Below are 24,536 nucleotides of genomic sequence, written 5' to 3'. Positions count from 1 at the left end.
CTGACAATGTTTTAAGATAAAAACTACAAATTAAAGGAATTTTTCAAATGAAAACTCGTACAAAGCCTAAAAAGAAATCATATACTTTACATATCTTTTTATTTATTATTCTAATTTTACTACTTATCACAACCATCATCCTTCTAGTAAAATCTTACCAGACAACCGATGATACTTATGATCCAATCATCATTTCTCACCGCGGCGCCGCTGGAGAAGAAATGGAACATACTTTCGAGAGTTACGATTTAGCAATTCTTTACGGATCTGAATATATCGAACAAGATATCGTACTATCAAAAGATGGCACCCCTTACGTCTCACATGATACAAATAGTGCGCGCCTAACAGGTGTGAATAAAGAATATAATCAAATGCACGACAACGAAATTAAAACGTTAAAACTTGAGGGTGGTGAACCCATTCTGACGTTAGAAGAAGTCTTTAACAAATATAAAGATTCTACAAAATATGTCATTGAATTAAAAACAAAAGAACAAAGCAAAACGGTGGCAAACATTATCAAAAAACATAAACTAGAAGAACATGTTATTATCCAAAGTTATTATTTAAATGAAATCAAAGAATTCCATAAGCTCTTACCAGATACTCCACTTATGTTTTTAGCGGATAGTGATTCTGCAGAAGATTATCAAAATGCATTAAAAACAAAAGAAGTCACAATAATTTGCCTCAATAAAAAAATGATGAACGCTGATGTCATTAATGAAATTCATGAACAACATAAACAAGCCTTCTTTTATACTGTCGACAGTATGAAAGATATTAATCGTGCCTATAACTTACGTGCGGATGGCTTTTTTACAGGCTATACAGCCAAAGCACTAAAATTATTAGAGAACAGACAATAAAATACATTTAAAAGAATGAACTAACTTTAAGTTTCATTCTTTTTTATTTCGCAAATAATGATTGCGCTTCCAACACCTTTGATGATACGATTGTTACAATGATAAAAACATAAAAACATAAAACTATTGGAGGAATAAACATGGCTGTACCAGAATTATTACTATGGACATTTACAAAAGAATGCGAGATTCCAGGAGACGTTTACGAATTGCTTGTTGCAGGCGAAGAAGCTCTTACTGCCTATAAAACAATTCGTGATGTTGCGATCATCACAAATAAACGATTTATCATTAGAGATGCACAAGGTTTAACTGGTAAGAAAGTTGAGGTCTACTCTATTCCATTTAAAAATATCAACATGTGGTCCTCTGAAAACGCTGGTAAAATTGATCTCAACTCTGAAATTGAGCTTTGGACACGTGCCGGTCACATAAAAATTAATTTAGGTCGTGGAGTAGATGTTAGGAAAATCGACCACCTAATAGCCGAATATCTATTATAAAATTTATACTTTTTACTGCTACATACTTAACTTTTTAACATTTTATACCGATTTATTTTATGACGCAGGTCATTTAATAAGTCGGTATTTTTATTTATCTCGCTTGACAAAAGCGAACGTAAGTTCGTATAATTAAATAAAAAAAGAGGTGATCGTTTTGAAAAATAATTTAGTCGGCATTGTAGATCGAATAAAAGTCATCAACCAATATCCAGATGCATTAGTGCGCTTCACATTAATCGTGGAAAATAAAAAAATCAATTGTATTGTTCGCAATAAACAAATTTCAAATCAACTTCTCTTTTTAGAAAATGGGCGCACAGAAGTTGCTGTTTATGGAAATTATAACCAACTTCAACAACTCGTCATCAAAAAATTAACCATTCGTAACCCCACTTCCTTTGATCGCGTTTTTGCAATGGGCTTGAAAGCATAGGTTCTTTTCAAAATTTTCAAAAATAAAGAAGAAAAATAAAAATTATCTACATTATTTGCATAAATAACAGTAAATAGAGGTAAAAATTTTTACTTTTCAACTTTATGTGATACAATCTCTTTATTAGGTGTATTTTATCTATGACTGACTGATCAGCACTCCTCGCTGGTCGGTTTTTTTGTGTTTATGGGATGGATTGAGTTTAAAATATGGCTCAATCCGTTTTTGCTTTAACGTAATATTTTGACATGAACGACTTCAACGCTTCTGAATCATGATCTGTCAACAATCATTTGCATTTAGCCATAAACATTCGCCTAACCCATATCCCATATAAAAAAATAAAAGTATTCACATTCGGAAGATTTATTCTTATAGACCCGTGATATCTGATACTCTTTTCTTTTTTCGCCATGATTTTTTAATTTTAATGTTTGAAAACACTACACCAGCACCTATAAAAACATATTTTTTGGAAGGCTTTTTTTCAAAAACTTTATTATATGGAACATAAAAAATCTTTGTTTCCATGGGCTTTAATCGACAATCTTCTAATTCTACGTATTCCGCATAATCCGAATATTTGCAATAGACGCGGTACCCATTAATTATTGTTTCGTAATCACTTTTACTTTCAACTTCTAACTTTATTCCTCGATCTGGTATTACGTTATCAACATTCACCCTTACTTTTATCTTTAGCTTTTTTTCACGAATTGCTAAATAGATGCCAAGCGCTGTTATAATTCCACTAAACCATTCTGCCAAGCTACCTACGTTCACGACTAAAACTAGTTTTTCCATATTAAATATCTCCTTTTTATTTTAACTTAATCATACAAAATTCGAGTTTAGAATTACAGAATAAAAAACAGGTAATTATTGGTATAAAGAAATCGAGTAGAGGAATAAACCTTTAGGTTTATTGCCCCTCTCACACCACCGTACGTACGGTTCCGTATACGGCGGTTCAATAGTTTGAGTGTATGAACTGGTATTGTATAGCTATATCTTTATAGCCATACTTTGCCAGTTCTTTATTTGTTAAAGACCTATGTAATATGTAACTCTTTGATATTTTCCAGTACCCTTTTCTGGTATTTGACCATTCATAAGCCTTTGCCTTATCGATACCTAACCGAATCAGATTATGTCTCCTTGTTCGTGGAAGTTTCCACTGTTTCCAGATATATTGTCTGATTCTTCGTTTCAGCCATCCATTCAAGTCATTTATAAAAGTTTTCATTTCGCTTATTCCATAATAGTTTAACCACCGGTCATAAGTTGTTTGATTTCTTTTAATATTACTTTTACACTCTTGCCACGATTACGCTTCGTTATTCTACGTAACCCTTTGTGTGTTGACGAATTTTCACACCGTTCTTTGTTGCTAGAAGACAGAAACCTACAAACTTTCGTTTGAGTGGACTGCCAACTGCTGACTTATTTTGATTCACTTCTAATTTTAAAGTGTTCTCCAAAAATTCAACTGACTTTATCATCACACGTCGACCAGCACGTCGGCTTCTTACTTAGATGTTTACATCATCAGCGTAGCGGACAAATTTATGTCCTCGATTTTCTAGAAGTTTATCAAATTCATGTAAGTAAATGTTACTCAAAAGTGGAGACAAGTTCCCACCTTGAGGTGTTCCTTTATCAGATTTAGTAAACAAACCTTTATCCATAATCCCACTAACTAAGTAGCGACGAATAAGATTTAACACTTGTTTATCATTCACTTTCTTTTCGATATAGTACATTAACTTATCATGATTCACAGTGTCAAAATAAGCTTTCATATCAATATCTACAACATATTTGTATCCTTGTTCGTAATACGCTTTGGCTTGTATGATAGCCATTTGAGCACTACGTTTTGGACGAAACCCAAAACTGTTATCGGAGAACTCAGATTCAAATATGGGTTGTAGTACTTGATTAATCGCTTGTTGAATCATTCGGTCGACAACCGTAGGTATTCCCAACTTTCGAACGCTACTTGTTGGTTTAGCTATCTCTACCCTTAAGACAGGTTGTGGCTTATACTTCCCCGTTCTAAGTTGAGTTAATAACACCTCACGGTTTTCTCTCAAGTAGGGAAGTAGCTGGTCATACGTCATACCATCAATTCCAGCTGCTCCTTTATTTCTGACTACTTGGAGATATGCTTGATTGAGATTACTTCTCGAGATAATTTTCTCAAACAAATCTACACCATCTTGATTGTTTTGTTCACCATGAAAAGCACTACACGCTCTAGCATATCTTTCATGTTCCACATTGTCCTTTTGACAGTAGCTTTCTTTAACTGTTTTCTGTGATTTCTGCACTTTTCACACCTCCTAAAATTTTCAAGATTACTATTGTTCAATCCTTCATAGTTATCAGTCTAACTACTACTATGACGTTGGCTGACTTCTTTCGATTCATCTAAATGTCACCACTTAAATTGTACTTTGGCTTGTTTTTTATTCAACTTGCACTTGTACCCTCGAAAGACCTCCCCCGGTAAGAGATATAACTTTCATTCCATGTAACTGTTAGATTTACTGTATAGGTTTCGAGCAATATTGGACTTTGTTTTGTTTAGCAAACTTATCCAACCTAATTCAGCCTTGTATCTAATTTCTGTTCGTCAGTTCGGAATTTTGCGTCGAGCTTCCTTCAGTCACTGCCTTACGGCAGACATCTTGCTTTTCGCTAACAGTTTCTATTGCCAAGCCTGTAGTGAACTTTCATCACCTAGTTATATCCCCATGCGGGACACACCAAAAAAAGCACTCAAACCCCGTCTGAAAAGGGATTGAGTGCTTAATACTAAAAATTATTTTGTTTCACGGTGTAAAGTAACTTTACGTTCACGTGGACAATATTTTTTAACTTCTAAACGATCCGGGTTGTTACGTTTATTTTTGTTTGAAAGATAGTTTCTTTCTTTACATTCAGTACATTCTAAAGTAATATTTACGCGCATTGTATATACCTCCAATTAAATATTCAAGTATCATCTTGACACTAGAATATCATATCATCTTTTAATCTGAATTTCTACCCTTTTTGGTAAATTTGTTAAGTAGTTTTACTTTACAACAAAATAACCACTCTTATTTTTTCTGTAATTCAGCATAAGCATTGACGATATCTCTTAATATCGCTGCATTGGCTCCTGAATCATCATCTGTAATATGAGGTAAAATGACACTGACCGCAATTTTAGGGTCATCAGCAGGAGCATAACCGACTATTGAACTGTTGATTAAATCAATGGTTCTATTTTTATTTTTCGGATCAGAAATCGGCGTTTCAGCTGTACCTGTTTTGGCTGCTACTTGATAAGCAGTACCTTGTAAAGCATGCCCTGTTCCCATTGGTCCTGTTACAACACGTTCCATACCATTTTTAATGGTTCTAAATTCTGAATCACGGTTTTTTATTTCATTCATTACTTTTGGCTCAAGTTCCTTTTTAACGCCACCTAACTCACCGTCGTCTTTTGTATCATAAATACCTTTCACGATGTGTGGTGCGACACGTTTGCCATCGTTAGCAACTGTTGAAACATATTGATTCAATTGCATAGCACTATATGTATCGTAGTTACCAAAAGATAAGTCAAGTGCGGCCCCCATGATACCTGGGATAAAGTTGCCATTTTTATCTTTATAAGTTTTATTCACGATACCTGTTGTTTCTTGTGGTAAATCTAAGCCTGTCGAAGTTCCAAGTCCGAACAATTCGTATGTGCCACGTAATTGATCAAATAAATCGACACGATATGGCAATGAAAGGTTTGGTGTGTACTCAACACCAATCATCTTCATCGCAATTTTCATCATATAAACGTTTGATGACACTTCTAAGGCTTGTTCTGTGTTCAATGGAATTGAACTGTAATGATTAAACAGTGATGATTTAGTTAAACCACCATCAAAGAGTAATGGCTCATCGGTCATTGTTTGATTGCCTTTGATAACACCTTTTTCATAGCCCGCCATGACAGTTGCTGCTTTTATTGAGGATCCTGGTACAAATGCTTTATTATAAGTTCCTAAAGCATCATCTGATAATTTTCCAGTTTCAGGGTCTTTACCTAAGCCGACCATTGCTAAAATGTTCCCTGTTTTCGGTTCTGTCACCACAACATAGGCACCTTCAGAATAATTAGCTTTGCCTGCACTGATCAGTGAGTTGTAATAAGATTTAGTAATATCTTCAACTTTCTTTTGGAATTCTAAATCAAGCGTTAAAACAAGGTTATCCCCTTTTTCACTTGGTTTGACTTCTTTTTTAGAAACTATTTTTTGGTTTTTATCAATAACAACTTCTGACTCACCTTTTTTACCGCGAAGGCTATCTTCATATGATTCTTCAAGATAGCTTAAACCGACACGGTCATTTAAAGCATAGCCTTTATCAAGATATTGTTCTAATTTATCTTCTGGTAATCCTTGTTTCTCAGATGAAACTTTACCTAAGATAGTTTTAATTTGTAAATCTTCTGGATAAGAACGATCCCAATCTAAACCAGTTGAAATACCAGGGATTGTCGCTGCATTTTCACCGACTTTGGCAATTTCTTCCATTGTCACGTCTTTATTTTTTACAATGACTGGTTGCAATGCTGCAGCGGCATTGATTTTTTTAAAGACAGTCGCACGTTTTTGATCTTCTTCATTTAATTGTATGTCATCTTTGGAAACTTTTTTAACAATTTTGCCATATAAAAGACTTTCCGAAAGACGTTCACCATGATTATCAACTTTATCATCATTCGTCAGTTGTTTCGCAGCCTTATCAAAATTATCTTTGTCTGATAACCAATAATCTTTCAAATCTCTTTCTGTGAGTTCATCTGCATCAATTTTGATTAAATCAACAATTTTAGCACTTGTTTCTCGAATATCTTCCGCAGTCATACCAGGGCTTCTTGTAAAAATAACCGCTTGTTTTGCTTCATTTGCTACAAGTAATTTGCCTTTTGAATCATATATCTCACCACGTGGTGCACCTTCTAAGACAGTGCTTTTTTGGCCACTTTGGATAATGCTTGTAAATTTGTCTTTTTGATTAATTTGTAAATCTGCAAGACGGACAATTAAAACAGAAAAAAGTAAAAATACAATAAAAAATAAAAAATCGAGTCGTTGTGGCACGTGAGATTTTTTACCTTGATTTTTTTTATTTCGTTTTAAAAATGGACGCCATTTATTTTCATTTCGTTTCATTCAATTATTAATCCTTTCAACATGAAAAATTAAATATAATTTCAAGATAATCTACAATATTGGAGTAGATTAGACCTTACGAGTATCTCATGTATTCCCAATATTTTCAATGAGAAAGGTTGGTTTTACATAGAATTTTAAAGACTTTTATTACAAACTTATAGTTCATAGACTTCTAAAATAAATACAACAAGAGACAGACCTCTGTTAAGATCTGTCTCTCACCGATATCATTTCTTTTAGCGACGGCTATAGTTAGCGACTTCAGCAATAACTGAGTCAACAAACATGTCGACACTCATTGTTGAAGTTTCTTTACTACCATAACGACGAACATTTACTTCGCCAGTTTCAAACTCTTTATCACCCACAACAATTTGATATGGGATTTTTTGAGTTTGTGATTCACGGATTTTATAACCCATTTTTTCATTTCTAGAATCAACTTCAAAACGTAAACCTTGTTTTTCTAGTTTTTCTTTAATTGAATAAGCGTAATCACTATGCATGTCTAAGTTTACTGGAATAATTGTTCCTTGAACTGGTGATAACCAAGTTGGGAAAGCACCTTTGTAAACTTCAGTTAAGTAAGCTACAAAACGTTCCATAGTTGACACAATACCACGGTGAATAACAACTGGACGGTGATTATTTTCGCCATCTTCACCAACGTAAGTTAATTCAAAACGTTCTGGTAATAAGAAGTCAATTTGAATTGTTGACAGTGTTTCTTCAATGCCCATTGCAGTCTTAACTTGAACGTCTAGTTTAGGACCATAGAATGCTGCTTCGCCGTCTGCTTCAAAGTAATTTAACTCCATCTCGTCACATGCTTCTTTAAGCATTTTTTGTGCATTTTCCCACATTTCATCGTCATCAAAATATTTATCTGTGTTATTTGGATCACGATAGCTTAAACGGAAACGATAATCTGTGATATCGAAGTCTTCATAAACGGCAGTCATTAATTCAAGAGTACGTTTAAATTCATCTTTAATTTGGTCAGGTCTCACAAAAGTATGGCCATCATTTAAAGTCATTTCACGCACACGTTGTAAACCTGATAACGCGCCACTCTTTTCATAACGGTGCATCATTCCAAGTTCCGCAATACGAATTGGTAATTCACGATAAGAGTGAATATCATTTTTATAAACTAACATATGGTGCGGACAGTTCATTGGACGTAGTACTAACATTTCGCCGTCACCCATGTCCATTGGTGGGAACATATCATCATGGTAATGATCCCAGTGACCTGAAGTTTTATACAGTTCAACATCACCCATAATTGGAGTGTAAACGTGTTGGTAACCTAAACTGATTTCTTTATCAACAATGTAGCGTTCGATTGTACGACGGATTGTCGCACCTTTTGGTAACCAGAATGGTAAACCAGAACCAGCTTCTTGGCTAGTCATAAATAAATCTAATTCTTTACCTAATTTACGGTGGTCACGTTCTTTCATTTCTTCACGCATTTTTAAGTATGCTTTTAAATCTTTTTTATCGAAGAATGCTGTTCCGTAAACACGTTGCATCATTTGATTGTTTGAATTACCTCTCCAGTATGCACCGGCAACAGATAATAATTTAAAGACTTGAATACGACCAGTTGAAGGGACATGAACGCCACGGCAAAGGTCAACGAAATCGCCTTGGTCATAGACTGTAATCACTTCATCGGCTGGTAATTCATTAATTAATTCCACTTTATATGGGTCTTCTTTAAATAATTCCAATGCTTCTTCTTTTGATACTTCTTTACGAACGATTGGATTGTTTTCTTTAACAATTTTCATCATTTCAGCTTCAATTTTTTCTAAATCTTCTTCTGAAATTGGGTGTTCACCATTATCAGTATCGTAGTAAAAACCATTTTCAATTGCTGGTCCAACGCCAAAATGAATTGATGGATATAAACGACGAACAGCATTTGCCATTAAATGAGCTGCTGAGTGACGTAAAATTTCTAAAGCATTTTCATGGTCAGGAGTCACAATTTCAATTGTACCGTCTTCAGTTAATTCACGGTTTAAATCAACTAATTCACCGTTGAATTTTCCTGCTAGGGCTTTTTTACTTAAACTTTTGCTAATACTTTGGGCAATCTCTAAAGTTGTTGAGTTGGCCTCAAACTCTTTTACTGCGCCGTCTGGAAATGTTACTTTAATCATTGACATATCTATTCCTCCTTGATTTTATAAACAAAAAAAGCCTAGTAAGTCAATATGACCTACTAGGACGTTAATTATCGTGGTTCCACCTAATGTTCAGAATAATCCCGTAGAATTACTCCCTTAAAGCATTAACGCTGCGAACGGTTTGATTTCAATCAAACTTTATAAAAGTGGTAAGTCAATACGCCTATATCTGGAAACTTCCAGTCAATGGTTTCCTTCTCTGGTAGATTGGTTAGTATTGCTATTGTCTTTCATCTCAATCAATATATTTGTTTATGAACACTATTTAAGCACTTTTATTTTAAGATTGCAAGCCCTATTTAACTTTTTAGTTTAAAAGTTTTCGGCGCAATCTTCGAAATGACTAACATACCAATAATAAAATAAAGAATTGAGCAGGCCGAAACAAAGAGCGCATATCTTAGATCAGCATGTTTGATTTGAATATTCATATAGGCAATAAAATAAAAGACGCCGTCGACCACTTTATAGACAGGATTGACTACTTTCATGTCACTCGTAAAGGGTTGTAATAAATAATAAATAAACAACTCATGAAACGAAAATAAAACGGACAAACTAAGCAAAAGGACTGTTAAAACTAAGAAAAAGTAGCGTGATAACAGAAATCCATTGACCGCATTAAAAGCACCAAACCAGAACAAGACTGTTAAAAGAATGACTGAATTGTATGCTAAAAGTTGTTTGAAACGATACATAAACCCACGAACGATTGCCTTTGGTTCACGATAAAACGGATAATTTAACATCGATGAATCACAGTTGATAAACAGCGATTGCACTACCGGCTTACCAAAAGACAAAAGATACATGATAAAGAAAAGCGGTGGTAAAATTTTGTACATTCTGGTTTCAGTCACCACCGAGTTAATTTGTGGCACGAAAATGTTGAGTAAACAAATCGCGAGTCCAAAAATTGAAATTCCAGCCACACGATAGAGGAGCCCCTTTTTTAAGACGTCTGAAAAACGAATGAAGAATAATCCGTTTAAATATGCACTACCACTGACATTTTTAAGTTTCTCAGTATTACCAAGTGTCATTTTTTTACTGAAAGATCGACCTTGCGAGAGATATTTATCTTTCGAATTTTTATTCACATCGGATGACCATTTTGATAATGTCTCAACGGACGCAATCGAAGCTAGTACATAGTCGTCAAATCGGCGATAGTTTAAAAATAAATAACCAAAGACAAACGCCCCTATCAAACAAACAACGATGCCAACTGGATTAAAGATAAGATAGTGGAACATATCCATTGGTGGTTCATCTGATAGTATTAACACCGCAAAAAATGCCACGACAAGATAAATCCACAGTAAACTATTTTTGACTAAACGAGGGAGACGACTAACACTCAATCTCTGGGCAATTAGTAACCACAGACAATTAAAGAATAAAAAGCCACTGATTCCCACAACAAGTGATAAAAGAACCGCTTTGGTAAATAGCCCCATAATAATCAGCGATGGAATAATACTGATTAAACGCATGATTTGATTCAGTAATAGTTTATTTCGAACATACTCTTTTTTTGACTGATGAAAGTATTGCAAAAACTTCAAATCTTGGTCACTAAGCAACGGATACATCGTATTGAGTGGTGCAAAAAAGATAAACGAAATAATTGCCCAAGAAAAGATAAATGAATAGTCGAAATGGTCGAAAAGAGTGCTCACAAAAAATGATAAAATTAGTGCCACGCTTCCCTTTAGGAACAACCATAAGAATTGGAAAACCCATCTAAAATAACTAATTATTTTCTTTAGTGCATAGTCACCATAAAGCATGCCCGTTGGAACATATTTTCCTAAAAAAGGAATCCGACCTAAGAAATAGATGAATCCATTCGCAAATGTGGACGCCCGAAATTGTTCATATTTGATCAGCGAGGAATTTTTAATGGTCATCTGTATCCACTTCCTTTTCATCACTTAACAAAGCGATCACTTCATTTTCAAATGATTCGTCATGAATTTGATCCGCTGGAATTCCTGTTAATTTACCATTATGCAACAGTACAATTTCATCACAAAGATCTTGGGCCAATTGTAAAATATGCGTTGAAAAAATAACAACAGAATCTTCTTTGAGTGATAAAATCAACTCTTTCATTTGATGGGCTGCCACGACATCGAATGATGTTAAAGGTTCATCTAATAAAAGAATTGGGGGCTGAATCATCATTGTCGCAATCATTTGGACTTTATTCTTCATTCCATGAGAATAATCTTTTAACAAACGATGACGATCTTCTTTTTCAATTCCAACTTTTGCAAGATAACTATCAGGTGTTCGGATATTTTTCATTTGATGTTGATTCATATCAATAAAGAATTTAATAAATTCATAACCCGTCATAAAATCTGGTACGACTGGTGTTGCTTGAACTAAGCCAATTTCCGTTTCAAGATAGACACGGCTGACGCCTTCTTCTTCGATTGTAATACTTCCAGCATCAATACTTTGGTCTTTTGAAATACAATTAAATAACGTTGTTTTACCAGCGCCATTGCGTCCTAGCAAACCGTAAATCTTGCCTCTTTCAAAAGAAAAACTTGCCTCTTTAATAATCTCTTTTGTATCAAAAGACTTTGACACATTTTCAACCACTAATTTCATTTTGACACCTCCAATTTTTTTAATTATAGCAAAACTAAAAGATAAAAAACAGACTGGATTAATCGCTAGCATTACACTTTATGGTAGTTTATAATGAATTTAAACAATTATTTTATGAGGTGAAGGAATGAAAATAGGTATTTTAGGCGCTGGACATATGGGTGGCGCAATGATTAAAGGTTGGCTTCGTTCAAAACAAGTACAACCAAAAAATATATTAGTAAAAGGTGGCAAATCAGGAACTGCTGAAGCTTTACAAGCAGAATTAGGCTTTGAACTCACACAAGATATTAATGATTTTGCTAAGGTTGATGTAATTTTCTTAGCCGTCAGTACTCCGTTAATCATGCCGATGATTGAACAACTTAAAGAGATCTTAATTAAAACCAATATTCCCTTAGTTTCAGTTTCAGCTGGTGTTCCAATTCAAGAAATGCAAGAAGTATTAGGTGAGGAATATCCGATTGCCCATGCTATTCCAAATACGCCTGCGCAAATTAATCAAGGAATCACAGGAATTTCTTTTGCAAAAAAAATCAATTCAGACGAAAAAAAATTAATTACAACAGCTTTTGAATACTTAGGCACTATAATGGAAATTTCAGAATCAAAAATCGGTGTTTTTGGCACATTAGCTGGCTGCGGCCCTGCGTTTGTTGATATTTTCTTAGATGCTTTAGCTGATGGAGCTGTGCTACATGGCCTTGACCGGGAAACTGCTCAAACTGTTGCGGCACATATGGTGAGTAGTGCCGCAAATCTCATGCTTGAAACAGGGAAACATCCTGGCGTTTTAAAAGACGAAGTCGCGTCTCCTGGTGGTACAACAATTAAAGGTATCACAGCTCTTGAAAAAGAGGGCTTCCGTTATGCCACAATCAATGCGCTAGATACAATTATGAAAAGTTAAAACTTAAATTTCAGAAAGGAGGTCTGTGATGGAAGTCTTAGTTTCCATTCTCATTCTGATTTTACTTGTTGGTGTCTCAAATATTGTGAGCCACTATGTCGTGGTTATTCCAACTGCTCTGATTCAAATTGGTCTCGGTTTTACAGCGGCAATGCTCTTTGATTTTCACGTTGACTTAAAATCAGACTGGTTTATGCTACTCTTTGTTTCGCCAATTCTTTATATTGATGCCAAAAATTTCCCTAAAAAAGAACTTTGGGAAATGAAAGCTCCGATATTCGGAAATGCTGTTTTATTAGTTTTATTGACAACTGTTTTTGGCGGACTTTTTATCTACAAAATAGTTCCTGAAATAAGTATACCGTTAGCCTTTGTTTTAGCTGCAGTCCTTTCACCAACTGATCTTGTTGCCGTTCAAGGGATTGCGGAACAAACAAAATTACCAACAAAACTACTACATCTCGTCAACGGAGAAAGTCTCATTAACGATGCCAGTGGTTTAATTGCCTTTAAATATGCTTTGGCTGCTTTCTTTACCGGATACTTTTCCCTACAAGAAGCTGCCGTAAGTTTTGCTAGCTTGATATTTATTAGTATTATCGTTGGCTTTATTTTCGCTAAAATATTTTATGCGATTGAATTTGTTCTATTGCGTCAAGGGATTCAAGATGTGATTCCACACACGATTTTACAAATTTTAACACCATTTGCAATTTACTTAATGGGTGAGATGTTTCATGGTTCTGGTATTATTACTGTGTTTGTAGCTGGTGTTGTTGCTGTCGAACAAAAACCGCTCTATCGTAGTCAATTAGCCGAAATTAAGACAGTCACATCAAATCTTTGGGATATTATTATTTACTTATTAAACGGCGTGATTTTTATTATTTTAGGGGTGACCTTACCAAATGCAATGCATGCGGCCATTGTTAACCCTGAAATTAACAATTTTAACCTAATTCTTTATGTTCTGTTAATTTGGTTTATTTTATTCTTGATTCGTTCAATTTGGTCCTATCTTTATTTATGGTTCAACTATATTCGAACCAAAAATATTCACCGCGAAAAACCACAAATTACGGCTGCAATCTTAACTGGTTTAACGGGGGTCAGAGGCGCATTAACCATGGTCATGGTCCTTTCTCTTCCATACTTTTTACCAGATGGAAATCCATTTGAGGAACGATTTTTGGTTATTTTCTTAGCGGGCGGCGTGATTGTTTCAAGTTTATTGATTGCTGTTGTTTCGATTCCTCTTCTGATGAATTATCGCAATAAAATGAATAATCTTCTGCCACTTGGAAGTGAGGAACAGGAATGTGATTGTTTATCTGATATAGAAGCACGAACCTTAATGACCAAACAAGCCATTCATGCTTTAAAAGAAGAGTTAACACCAGAAAATCATAATGTCATCACTGAATTGCTCGATGACTTGGATAAACACTTACGCTATCTTTATCTAAACAACGACAAAACTGAAAACGAGGCTTACCACCAAATTGAATTGCATTATCGTAAACTTGCAATTGATACGGAGTGTCGAGCGGTTCACGAATTAACTCAAAATAATAGTTTTGATAAACGCCTCATTAAAAATTATTTGACAATGCTGAATTACAAACGTCGAACGCATACTTCTAATTTTAATATTGTCATTAGACAATCTTTCTTCAAATCAAAACGCATCATGCGTAAAATTTTGGTTAAATCGATTCTAAAAAAAGAAGCGCAAGAAGAAGAATATCAAAGCGAACTGACTTTATTAGAAAAAACAAGTGCAAAACTTACTGTTCAAGTCTTAGCGGAAGCTAAAAATAAGCTTGATCCTGAAAAAGTAAACTACCAATTAGAGAAAAATATTATTAATCAAATTAGTTTAGAATATCAAAGTAAGCTAGCCCATATCTCGCGACAAGAAGAGGACCGAATTCATCATGATTTATTGTATCGTGAACTCTATCTTAAAACGCTTGATGAAGAACGTGCTGTCATTCAAAATTTAATTGAAAAAGGTAAAATCTCACAAGCAATGGCCAGTCAATTACGACAATCGGTCAATTATAACGAAGCCACTTTCCTACAAGGTGATTTTAATTAAAATAAAAGATTCCAATTCGTATTGTTTGTCAAAACGAATTGGAATCTTTTTAGTTTTGTTTGAAACTAGCATGCATGTCTTAATGTAGACGGGATTTTTGGAGCAAAGGTTCGGTCACAAAACAATCTTTCGATTAAATTAAAGACCAATTTATTCGTAAGCTCGTCTTGCGACTCACCTCTAAACACTCCAAAAAACACCTTGATTTGACTTAAACCGTCAAATTATCGCGATTGCCTTATTGCTCAGTCCAAACCGCTTTCAGAATCACCTTGGGTTTCCATGGCGTCTAAATCGGCTTGGGTCAGGAGGACTTTTCTGGGTTTGCTTCCTTCTGATGGGCCTACGACTTGATTGGCTTCTAATTCGTCGATTAAACGGGCTGCGCGATTGTAGCCAATTCTAAAACGACGTTGTAAAAGAGAAATACTTGCTGTCTCCATCTCAATAACAAGAGCTTTAGCATCACCGTATAATTCATCTTGTGACTCGGTTTCTGGATTACTTTCGACTTCTTCAGTTGGCATCATGTGTTCTTGATAATCTGCTTCCTGTTGGTCGCGAACAAAGTCCACAATATTTTCAACTTCACCATCTGAAATAAAAGCCCCTTGTACACGAATAGGTTTATTTTCACCCATTGGCACGAACAACATATCACCACGCCCTAAAAGTTTCTCAGCACCATGACTGTCAATAATTGTTCGTGAATCAATCCCACTCGATACTGCAAAGGCAATTCGAGACGGTACGTTGGCTTTGATAATACCCGTGATAACATCCACGCTTGGTCGTTGTGTCGCAAGAATCATATGAATCCCAGCTGCACGCGCCATTTGCGCAAGGCGAATGATTGCGTCTTCGACTTCGTTACTCGCAACCATCATCAAATCTGCTAACTCATCTACAATCACAACAACAAAAGGTAATAAGGCTTGTTTTTCGCCTGTTTCTTGATTATGACGTTCAACGAGTTCGTTGTATCCGGTAATATTCCGCACGCCGAAACTTGCAAATTTTTCATAACGACCTTCCATTTCTTCGACAACTTTATGTAATGCTTGTGCCGCTTTTCTTGGATTTGTGACCACTGGTGTTAAGAGATGTGGGACACCATTATAAACATTAAGCTCCACCATTTTAGGGTCAATCATCATTAACTTCACTTCATTTGGTTTAGCTTTCATTAAAATACTTGCAATAATACCATTAATACATACCGATTTACCACTACCTGTCGAACCAGCAATCAGTAAGTGAGGCATTTTTGTTAAATCTGCCGAAATAACTTCTCCCGATATACTTCTGCCTAAAGGCACCTCAAGTAATTCAGTTGGATTTTCTTCTTGTGCTTCCATCACATCTCGGAATGAAACCATACTTGTTGTTTGGTTTGGCACTTCGATTCCAATTAAAGATTTACCAGGAATTGGTGCTTCCATTCGAATATCTTTTGCCGCTAAGGCTAAAGCCAAATCATCAGATAAATTAACAATTTTACTGACCTTTACACCAACAGCAGGTTGAATTTCAAATTTGGTTACTGATGGCCCTAGACTTGCACGAACAACTTTCGCTTCAACGCCAAAACTAGCAAAAGTTTTTTCTAAAACACCAACATTTTTTTCCACTATTTTATACTCTTTACTTTGATCGGTTAAAGGCAACTCATTTAATAATGTAATCGTCGGTAATTGATAATCTAAGTTTTCAACATCACCGGAAATTTCAAACTGTAAAGGCGATTCATCTGCTGCCGGTTCTTCGACTTCCGAACCTACTTCAGGCGTTAAGCGTTGTGAATTATCTTGATAATTTGATATTTCAAGTGTCGTCTGTACTGGTTCTTGTTCACTAGGTTCCTTTTGTGAATTTGCTAATTTTTCACCTTCAGTTAAATCACGCACTTTATTTTTTTCTGCAGCTTCTTTTTCTTTTTGCTTCTCAGCCCGTCGTGCTTGATGCGCCTTTTGTCGTTCTGCCTGTTTTTCAGACCAGCTGGAAAATCGCAGTTTTATTTTCTCCGAAACTTCTTGTAGATTGACATTTAACATGAGCACAATTCCAGTAATACCTGTAATCACAGCAAAAATCATTGAACCAATTTTAGCAACTAAAAAGTAAAGTCCACTGTAAATTAACCCGCCAGTTAATCCACCTCCAACAGATTGCGTAATCTGATTGGCTTTAAAATCGACCGCTAATTTTTTCCAAGTATGCAATAAAATGGGTGTGTCTGAACTGATTGTTTTAAACATCCTGATTTCAGCAAAAATAATAATACTGATGTAGAGGATCACACTACCCCAAAGTAGTGATTTTCGCTCCCATTTATGTTCATTTTTCTTAACCATTAAGAGACCACCATAACCAATACTTGCTAAAGCTAAAACGGGATATGTATCGCCTACAATTAAACGAAAAACATTTGCCATTAAATGACCTAAAAAGCCAAGTTTTGAAAGTCCTAATAAACCAAAGACAACAAAACAAACGCCAAAAATAAAATAAGTTTGACGTTCCTTTCTAAGTTTCTGTTTTTTGGTTAATTTCTTCTGTTGTTTCTTTTTTGTTTTCTTTTTCGCCATTCTAAATCTCCTTACATTCATTCTGTTCTATTATACTAAAAAATTTAGGGTTTTGGCGGTTAAATTTTTAATATCCATTTAATCATTTTTAATTTTGATAAATCATACGGCGGATAGTATAACGGCAAATTGATTTTCGTTGTACGCTTTAGAATTGACTTATGATAAGTAAAAGTTCGCAAGCTTTCTTCCCCGTGATAAACGCCCAAACCTGAAGCTCCCGTTCCACCAAATGGCAAATTTTCATTTGACAGATGAAGTAATGTATCATTAATTACCATGCCACCATAATGAAGTTCTTTTTCCAATCGCTCACACTCTTTTTTATCTTCACTAAAAAGATAAAAAGCTAGAGGACGAGCTCTTTTAGCTAAAAAATTTAGTGCTTCTTCTTGCGTTTGATAAGTTAATACAGGTAAAATCGGACCAAATAACTCCTCTCGCATACTAGTCAATGGCGTATCACATGTCGCAGAAAGAATCGTCGGTGCGATATATAGTGTTTTAGGATTCGTCTGACCACCCAAAACGACTAACTCTTGGTCAGCTTCAATTAAATTCTTTAAACGATCATAATGACGTTGATTTATGATTCTTCCAAAATCATTTGATTGCTCTGGATTTTGACCAAATTGTTTTTCAAGTGCTTGCTGTAATTCAGCCAAGAATTCTTGGTTATATTTTTCAGGGATTAAACAAAAGTCTGGTGCTACACATGTTTGCCCAGCATTGATCATTTTCCCCCAAACAATGCGTTCAGCTGCTCGTTTGAGTTGGACAGAATCAGTGATAAGCACTGGACTCTTACCACCTAACTCTAAGGTCACTGAACTAAAATGAGGAATCGCTGCTTGCTGGACGATTTGTCCCACACGAGAGCTTCCTGTAAAGAAAATCTTCTCAAACGGGTAAGATAAAACTTCGGTATTACTTTCTTTATTTGCAATATAGGTTGTTATGTAGCAAGGTCGGAAAGTCTCTGCTATCAATTTTTCAATCACGCGATTTGTGTATGGTGTTTCTTCTGACAAGCCAATCAATGTTGTATTTCCACCCGCAATTGAACCTATTAAAGGATCTAGTGATAACAGCACAGGATAGTTAAAGGGTGAGATAATTAACGCCTTACCAAAGGGGGCACGCATTGTGTAACTCTTTGCAGGTTGTAAAAAGATTGGTGTTTTAACACGATCTTTCTTACTCCAAGTTGGTAATTTTTTAATCATTTCATCTAAATGACGATATAATAAGCCAATTTCCGTCATATAAGCTTCAAGTTCTGCCTTCTTTAGATCGTGTGCCAATCCATACAGTAACTGTGCTTCATATTTTTCAATTGCTTGTTTTAATTTTTTTAGTTGTTCAATCCGAAAATTGATGGGTAAAGTTCGATTTGACTCAAAATAATCAGTTTGTTTTTGAATTATAGTTGCAATAGTCATATTATTACTCCTTTGTGCCACAAAAAAGTGAGGCTTCTCGATTTGCACATCGCAACTCGATTATACCTCACTTTAACACATATTATTCAGAAAAGTTTTATTGTTCTTCCATCGCTACTTTTAGAGCCAGTGCTAATGGACTTTCAATTGCTTCATCAGCTTCTTTTTGATATTGTTTCATCAATTTCTTTTCTTCATGTTTGGTCATTTTTTTCGAACGTTTGCCTTTTTGTTCCATTTTTTCAGTCAAATTACATGACTTACATTTGAAATAAGCACCATTCTTATTCTCCAAGATTTCCATTTTCTTCTTACATTGCGGACAACGTTTATTGGAAACTTTGGGATCTTTACGGCGACGATAACGACAATCCGCACTACTACAAACGTAGAATTTACCATCTCGGGTATTTTTTTCACGTAGTAATTCGCCACAATCAGGACAAGTTTTTTGCGTTAACGTATGATCGACATATTTTGTCTCACTTATTTTAACTTCTGAAACTAGTTTTTTCGTTTCTTCTTCAATTTCTTTAAGGAATTTTTGCGATGATAATTTTCCATTCGCAATTTTTTCCAAAGATTGTTCCCAATTGGCTGTTAATTCTGGTGTCACCAATGATGGATTGACTAACTTAAGTAATTGTTTACCCTTTGGTGTCACCATTAACGCTGCTGTTTTACGTTCCATTAAGCCTGATGAAATTAATTTTTCAATCATTTCAGCTCTTGTTGCAGGTGTTCCTAAGCCAAATTTTTCCATCTGACCTAATAAACCAGCTTCCGAAATTGGGCTTGGTGGTGAAGTCACTTCTTGCAAAATACTATACTCTGCAGGTAACTTTTGACCGACTTTGAAATCAATTCTTTTTTCAACCGGTGTATCTTGTTGTTTCCAACCAGCCTGTTTGACTTGATTTTGTTTAAAGATAAACTCTGCCTGGTCAGCTGAGACCTGAATTGTTTGTTTCATGACAATATGAGGTTCTTCGAATAACATTAAAAAACGTGCCACAATCATGCGATAAATTTTTAATTCATCATTTTCCAATTTTTCCAATCTTGGGCTTTGTTCAGTCGGCAAAAGGCCATGATGATCGGTCACTTTTTGATCTTGGAAAACACGTGTTTGAATCACACGACCATTATTTTTCAAGGCTGTCTTAGCACGTTCAGGTTCAATTGCAACTACAGCGTGCAAACGATCCTTCATTGTACTCTTCATATCATTGGTTAAGTATTTTGAATCCGTTCTTGGATAAGTCACTATTTTATGACGTTCGTACAGATTTTGAATAATAGATAAAGTTTTTTTAGCTGAAAATTGGTAACGTTGATTGGCTTCACGTTGAATTTCAGTTAAATCATAAGGTAAAGGAGCGTGTTCTTTTTGCTCCTTTTCATTAATCGCTTTAACAATTAATGGCGCTTGCTTCAACTCTTCAACACGATTTTCTACTTGTTCTCGTTCCTTAAATTGACGTGGATTTTTAAGATTTAATTTAGCTTTCAAACCACGTGCATTTAATTCAATACTGTAATACTTTTCCGGTCTAAATTTCTCGATTTTTTCTTCTTGCTTTCTAACAATTGCAAGTGTTGGTGTCTGCACCCGTCCTGCTGATAAATTGTCTTGGTATTTGACTGTTAGCGCACGTGAGACATTTAGGCCAACTAACCAATCAGCTTTTGAACGCGCCAAAGCCGAAGCATACAAATTATCGTATGCTTCGCTTGGTTTCAATTGACGAAAACCGTCTTTAATTGCTTTTTCAGTTTGGGAAGAAATCCATAGTCGTTTGACGGGTTTCTTAAATTTAACATATTCCAAAATCCAACGTGCGACTAATTCACCTTCACGTCCTGCGTCAGTCGCAATCACCGCTTCACTGACATCTTTACGATTTGCTAAAAAACTAATCGCTTTTAGCTGATGACGTGTTTTAGGTAATGGTTTAATCCCAATGTGTTTTGGAATCATTGGTAACGTTGACTCTTGCCAAGTCACCCAATCTTTATTAATATCTTCTGGCATTTTTAAAGTTAATAAATGTCCTAATGCCCAAGTAATAATCACATTTTTACCTTCAATATGTGTTTTACTCGTTTGTGTCGCGCCGAGCACTTTTGCTAAGTCTCTGGCAACACTTGGCTTTTCCGCTATAATGAGTTGTTTCATGGTTGTTGTTATCTCCATCATCTAATTTTTTATGATTGTAAAGTAACATCAAGCCGGTAAATGCTTGTAATTCATCATCACAATCCTCACAATATATTGTATCGCCTTCGTTCCAAAATGCAACTAAATATGGGTCTTTACAACGAAGTTCATCATGTTTTTCTTGATAATCACGATATTTTTCTAGAAAATAATGTTCTGCATCTGAGAAAGCTTCAAATGACATTGTCTCTGTGACATCTTGTTGCCAGTCATCAAAAAACCACCACGGTTCATTTTCACTGTACATCGTCACTACTTGATACATTAATAAATCATCCCTTTTTCTATTCTTTCCCACATATTAGACGATTATAAATAAAATGACAATCATTTCGCTTGTGAAATATTTTATAGCAATTCACCAAAGCGTTTCACATAGATTTTTTTCACAACCATCACTAGAATCAAGTAAGCAACAATCGTAATTGCTAGGAAACCCCAATATTGCCCAGGTAAGTCGATTAGGCCTAAGCGTTCACCGAATTCCGTAAATGGTAACAATGAACCTACCAAAATACCAATACTTGTCACTGTTGTTAAAATAAATGACGCATTACTTTGTAAGAATGGTACTTTTGGTGTCCGTAATGTATGAATAACCAAAGTTTGAGACCATAATGATTCGACAAACCAACCAGCATGGAAAACCGCGATAAAGATTGCTTGTTGTTCCGCTCCAAGGGAATGGAATGATCCACCTGCAACGGCTGGACAAATAATAAAGTATAAGAACATATAAGTTGTCACATCAAAAACAGAACTTGTTGGCCCCATCCATTTCATAAAGGAACCAATCGTTGAAGCATCCCATTTTTTAGGTTCTTTCAAATATTCCTCGTCCATATTGTCCCATGGAATAGACATACAAGAAATATCATAAATTAAATTTAAGAATAGTAATTGTAGTGGCAACATTGGTAAGAATGGTAAGAAAATACTCGCAATCACAACTGAGAACATATTACCGAAGTTTGAACTTGCTGTCATCTTGACATATTTCATAATATTGCCAAATGTTGTTCGACCTGCTAACAGCCCTCTTTCAAGAACCATTAAATCTTTTTCTAAAAGAATGACATCCGCAGACTCTTTCGCAATATCCACGGCTGTATCAACTGAGATACCAACATCTGCTTCTTTCATTGCAGGTGCATCATTGATACCATCACCCATAAAACCGACAGTATGACCTGTCGCGCGTAAGACACGAACTAAGCGTGTTTTTTGAGCTGGTGTCAATTTCACAAAAATGTTATTGTCTTTTGCAACTGTTGCTAATTCTTCATCGGAATACTTACTTAATTCAGCACCGTTGACCAGGCGTTTGTTATCTAAACCAACTTGACGACACACTGAACGCGTAACCAATTCATTGTCACCTGTTAAGACTTTAACATCGACACCATGCTCTTTAAGGGCTGCTAAAGCCGCTTTAGTTGTTTCTTTTGGTGGATCTAAGAATGCAAGATAGCCAATCAAGACCATATCGGCTTCATCATTAATTGAAAATTCACCTACCACACTTGGATTCGTTTTTTGAGACACGCCAATGACACGTAAACCATCTTCGTTCAAATCATCAACTGTTTTTAATATTTTTGTACGTAGCGTTTCATCAAGTGGAATCACTTGTCCTTGATAATCAACGTGAGAAGAAATTTCTAACATCTCTTCAATAGCACCTTTGGTAATCATTTGACGTTTGCCTTGTTGATCTTCGATTACAACACTCATGCGGCGTCGTGTAAAATCAAAGGGAATTTCATCAACTTTTTGATAATTATTAACATCAATATTTAACTCTTCCTCAGCCGATTCAATAATTGCTTTATCCATTAAATTTTTCAAGCCTGTTTGGAAGTAACTGTTAAAGAATGCATGATGTAATACGCGGTTGTCTTCGTTTCCATCTATATCTAAATGATATTCTAAAATAATTTTATCTTGGGTTAATGTTCCTGTTTTATCAGTACAAAGCACATCAATTGCGCCGAAGTTTTGAATGGCATTTAAGTTTTTTATGATTGTTCCTTTTTTCGCCATTGATGACGCACCTTTTACAAGGTTTGTTGTCACAATCATTGGCAGCATTTCAGGTGTTAAACCAACTGCTACAGATAAACCAAATAGAAATGCTTCTAACCAGTCACCCTTAGTTAAACCGTTAATTAAAAATACAGCTGGTGCCATAACCATCATAAAACGGATGAGTAACCAAGACGTTTTACTAATGCCTAAGTCAAAACTAGTTAATGTTTTCTTACCTGAGACATCTTTTGCAATTTGACCAAATAGAGTGTCATTTCCGACAGAAATAATCATGCCTATTGCACTACCACTAATGACGTTACTCCCCATAAATGCAATGTTTTCTAAATCTGTTACGCTAATATTTTCATGTTCAATACCTGAAATAAATTCAGCTCGTTTTTCAACAGGATAGCTCTCTCCTGTCATGGCTGCTTGCGAAATAAATAAATCTTTGGTGCGAATTAAACGCAAATCAGCGGGTAACATATCACCAGCAGATAGATTAATCACGTCTCCACAGACTAAATCTTCAATCGCAATTTCGTATTCTTTATCTTCACGAATGACTGTCGCTGTCACTTGAACCAAATTACTAAGTTTTTCAGCTGATTTATTTGATTTTACTGATTGAATCAGTGACATTGTTCCACTTAAGAAAACCATTGTCGCAATAATCAGTACCCCAGTTAAATCACGTTCATCTTTTGCAACCATCACGTAGTCTGTTACGTAAGATATAACCGCTAAAATTAATAGGACAATTGTAAAAGGTGTAAAATATGCTTTTAACACTTCTACAATAAATGGTGTTTGTTTAGCATGGGAAATTTTATTTTCACCATATTTTTCTCTTAAATCTTCAACTTGATCCTCTTTAACCCCTGAAAGAGTACTATTGAATTTTTTGAATAGATCGTTGATTGATTGTTTTGAAAAATCAAGATAACGACGATCTTTTTGTGCTTGTTGAGTCATTTTATTTCCTTCTCTCTTTTTTGTATTAGTGAAAGAAGTACTTTAGAGTCGAAACTTAATCACTAATACTTATTTTCTTCCTCTGACTTTCGAGCGCATGATCTGACATGAATACCATCTCCCCTTATTTTACCGACACACTAAAAAACCTTCCATCAATTACTCGACGAAAGGTTTTAGCTATAGTTTTAATGCATGGCTAATATTTATCCGTTGAGTTTTAGCACTATACGACGTAAAGGTTAAATTAACCTTAGCTACATTATGGAAAGCCTTCATCCGACAATCCCTGTTATACCCATTGGCGTCTCTCGACGTTTTTGGGCAGTAGCCTATGTTCATATAGGAGCCTCACCTAACTAATATTTGTTTGTACACACAATATACAAAATGAAAGTCA

At 35.2% G+C, this 24,536-nt stretch carries 15 protein-coding genes, 2 pseudogenes and 1 riboswitch; of the genes and pseudogenes, 5 read left to right on the top strand and 12 right to left on the bottom strand.

The window, feature by feature from the left end; genetic code table 11:
* Positions 1 to 47 precede the first annotated feature (47 nt).
* From ESZ54_RS03970 to ESZ54_RS03960, 3 genes are all read left to right on the top strand, one after another.
* A complete protein-coding gene (locus tag ESZ54_RS03970; RefSeq protein ID WP_136136387.1) occupies positions 48 to 872 on the top strand; it encodes a glycerophosphodiester phosphodiesterase in 825 nt (274 codons plus the stop codon).
* A gap of 140 nt (positions 873 to 1,012) precedes the next feature.
* Complete coding sequence (locus ESZ54_RS03965) at positions 1,013 to 1,375, top strand: PH domain-containing protein (RefSeq protein ID WP_136136386.1); 363 nt, start codon at positions 1,013 to 1,015, stop codon at positions 1,373 to 1,375.
* 157 nt (positions 1,376 to 1,532) lie between these two features.
* Complete coding sequence (locus ESZ54_RS03960) at positions 1,533 to 1,811, top strand: hypothetical protein (protein ID WP_136136385.1); 279 nt, start codon at positions 1,533 to 1,535, stop codon at positions 1,809 to 1,811.
* 372 nt (positions 1,812 to 2,183) lie between these two features.
* Here ESZ54_RS03960 and ESZ54_RS03955 read toward each other — a convergent pair whose 3' ends face one another.
* The 7 genes and pseudogenes from ESZ54_RS03955 to ESZ54_RS03925 all read right to left on the bottom strand — a co-directional run bounded on the left by ESZ54_RS03955 (position 2,184) and on the right by ESZ54_RS03925 (position 11,868).
* Positions 2,184 to 2,615, bottom strand: coding sequence for a hypothetical protein (locus ESZ54_RS03955; protein ID WP_136136384.1), 432 nt, complete (start codon positions 2,613 to 2,615; stop codon positions 2,184 to 2,186).
* 166 nt (positions 2,616 to 2,781) lie between these two features.
* Positions 2,782 to 4,144 (bottom strand): annotated as a pseudogene (gene ltrA / locus ESZ54_RS03950) (group II intron reverse transcriptase/maturase).
* Positions 4,145 to 4,638: 494 nt separating this feature from the next.
* Positions 4,639 to 4,788, bottom strand: coding sequence for a 50S ribosomal protein L33 (rpmG, locus tag ESZ54_RS03945; RefSeq protein WP_077275288.1), 150 nt, complete (start codon positions 4,786 to 4,788; stop codon positions 4,639 to 4,641).
* Positions 4,789 to 4,918: 130 nt separating this feature from the next.
* Positions 4,919 to 7,039, bottom strand: coding sequence for a peptidoglycan D,D-transpeptidase FtsI family protein (locus ESZ54_RS03940; protein WP_136136383.1), 2,121 nt, complete (start codon positions 7,037 to 7,039; stop codon positions 4,919 to 4,921).
* 239 nt (positions 7,040 to 7,278) lie between these two features.
* Positions 7,279 to 9,216, bottom strand: coding sequence for a threonine--tRNA ligase (gene thrS / locus ESZ54_RS03935; RefSeq protein ID WP_136136476.1), 1,938 nt, complete (start codon positions 9,214 to 9,216; stop codon positions 7,279 to 7,281).
* Positions 9,217 to 9,542: 326 nt separating this feature from the next.
* Entirely contained in the window at positions 9,543 to 11,156 is a 1,614-nt protein-coding gene (locus ESZ54_RS03930; protein ID WP_136136382.1) for a hypothetical protein, read from the bottom strand.
* The gene (locus ESZ54_RS03925; protein WP_136136381.1) at positions 11,146 to 11,868 is read right to left on the bottom strand and encodes an ABC transporter ATP-binding protein; all 723 of its coding nucleotides are present in this window, start codon (positions 11,866 to 11,868) and stop codon (positions 11,146 to 11,148) included. Before ESZ54_RS03925 ends, ESZ54_RS03930 begins: the two co-directional genes overlap by 11 nt.
* A gap of 127 nt (positions 11,869 to 11,995) precedes the next feature.
* On the opposite strand from ESZ54_RS03925, the gene proC reads away from it, so the two are divergent.
* Positions 11,996 to 12,778: a pyrroline-5-carboxylate reductase gene (gene proC, locus ESZ54_RS03920; protein ID WP_136136380.1), complete on the top strand. Its 783-nt coding sequence runs from the start codon at positions 11,996 to 11,998 to the stop codon at positions 12,776 to 12,778.
* Positions 12,779 to 12,806: 28 nt separating this feature from the next.
* On the top strand, positions 12,807 to 14,879 hold the full coding sequence (locus tag ESZ54_RS03915; protein ID WP_136136379.1) for a cation:proton antiporter: 2,073 nt from the start codon (positions 12,807 to 12,809) through the stop codon (positions 14,877 to 14,879).
* A 245-nt stretch (positions 14,880 to 15,124) separates the two neighbouring features.
* Here the strand turns inward: ESZ54_RS03915 and ESZ54_RS03910 are convergent, their stop codons facing one another.
* From ESZ54_RS03910 to mgtA, 5 genes and pseudogenes are all read right to left on the bottom strand, one after another.
* Entirely contained in the window at positions 15,125 to 17,467 is a 2,343-nt protein-coding gene (locus tag ESZ54_RS03910) for a DNA translocase FtsK (RefSeq protein ID WP_136136378.1), read from the bottom strand.
* Positions 17,468 to 17,526: 59 nt separating this feature from the next.
* Complete coding sequence (locus tag ESZ54_RS03905; RefSeq protein WP_275426538.1) at positions 17,527 to 18,930, bottom strand: aldehyde dehydrogenase family protein; 1,404 nt, start codon at positions 18,928 to 18,930, stop codon at positions 17,527 to 17,529.
* Positions 18,931 to 19,006: 76 nt separating this feature from the next.
* Positions 19,007 to 21,088 (bottom strand): DNA topoisomerase 3, encoded by a 2,082-nt coding sequence (locus tag ESZ54_RS03900; protein WP_136136376.1) that lies wholly within the window; start codon positions 21,086 to 21,088, stop codon positions 19,007 to 19,009.
* A complete protein-coding gene (locus ESZ54_RS03895) occupies positions 21,009 to 21,395 on the bottom strand; it encodes a DUF1033 family protein (RefSeq protein ID WP_136136375.1) in 387 nt (128 codons plus the stop codon). The genes ESZ54_RS03900 and ESZ54_RS03895 overlap by 80 nt, the downstream gene beginning before the upstream one ends.
* Before the next feature lie 83 nt (positions 21,396 to 21,478).
* Positions 21,479 to 24,157: pseudogene (gene mgtA, locus ESZ54_RS03890) on the bottom strand (magnesium-translocating P-type ATPase); the annotation flags it as partial.
* Between the two features lie 177 nt (positions 24,158 to 24,334).
* Positions 24,335 to 24,506, bottom strand: a riboswitch (M-box (ykoK) riboswitch).
* Between the last annotated feature and the right edge of the window lie 30 nt (positions 24,507 to 24,536).

The sequence above is a fragment of the Vagococcus silagei genome (genome assembly GCF_004795745.1).
GTDB classification, from domain to species: Bacteria; Bacillota; Bacilli; order Lactobacillales; family Vagococcaceae; genus Vagococcus; species Vagococcus silagei.
The sequence above is the reverse complement of the archived record's forward strand: the minus strand, read 5'-3'. Positions and strand labels throughout refer to the sequence as shown.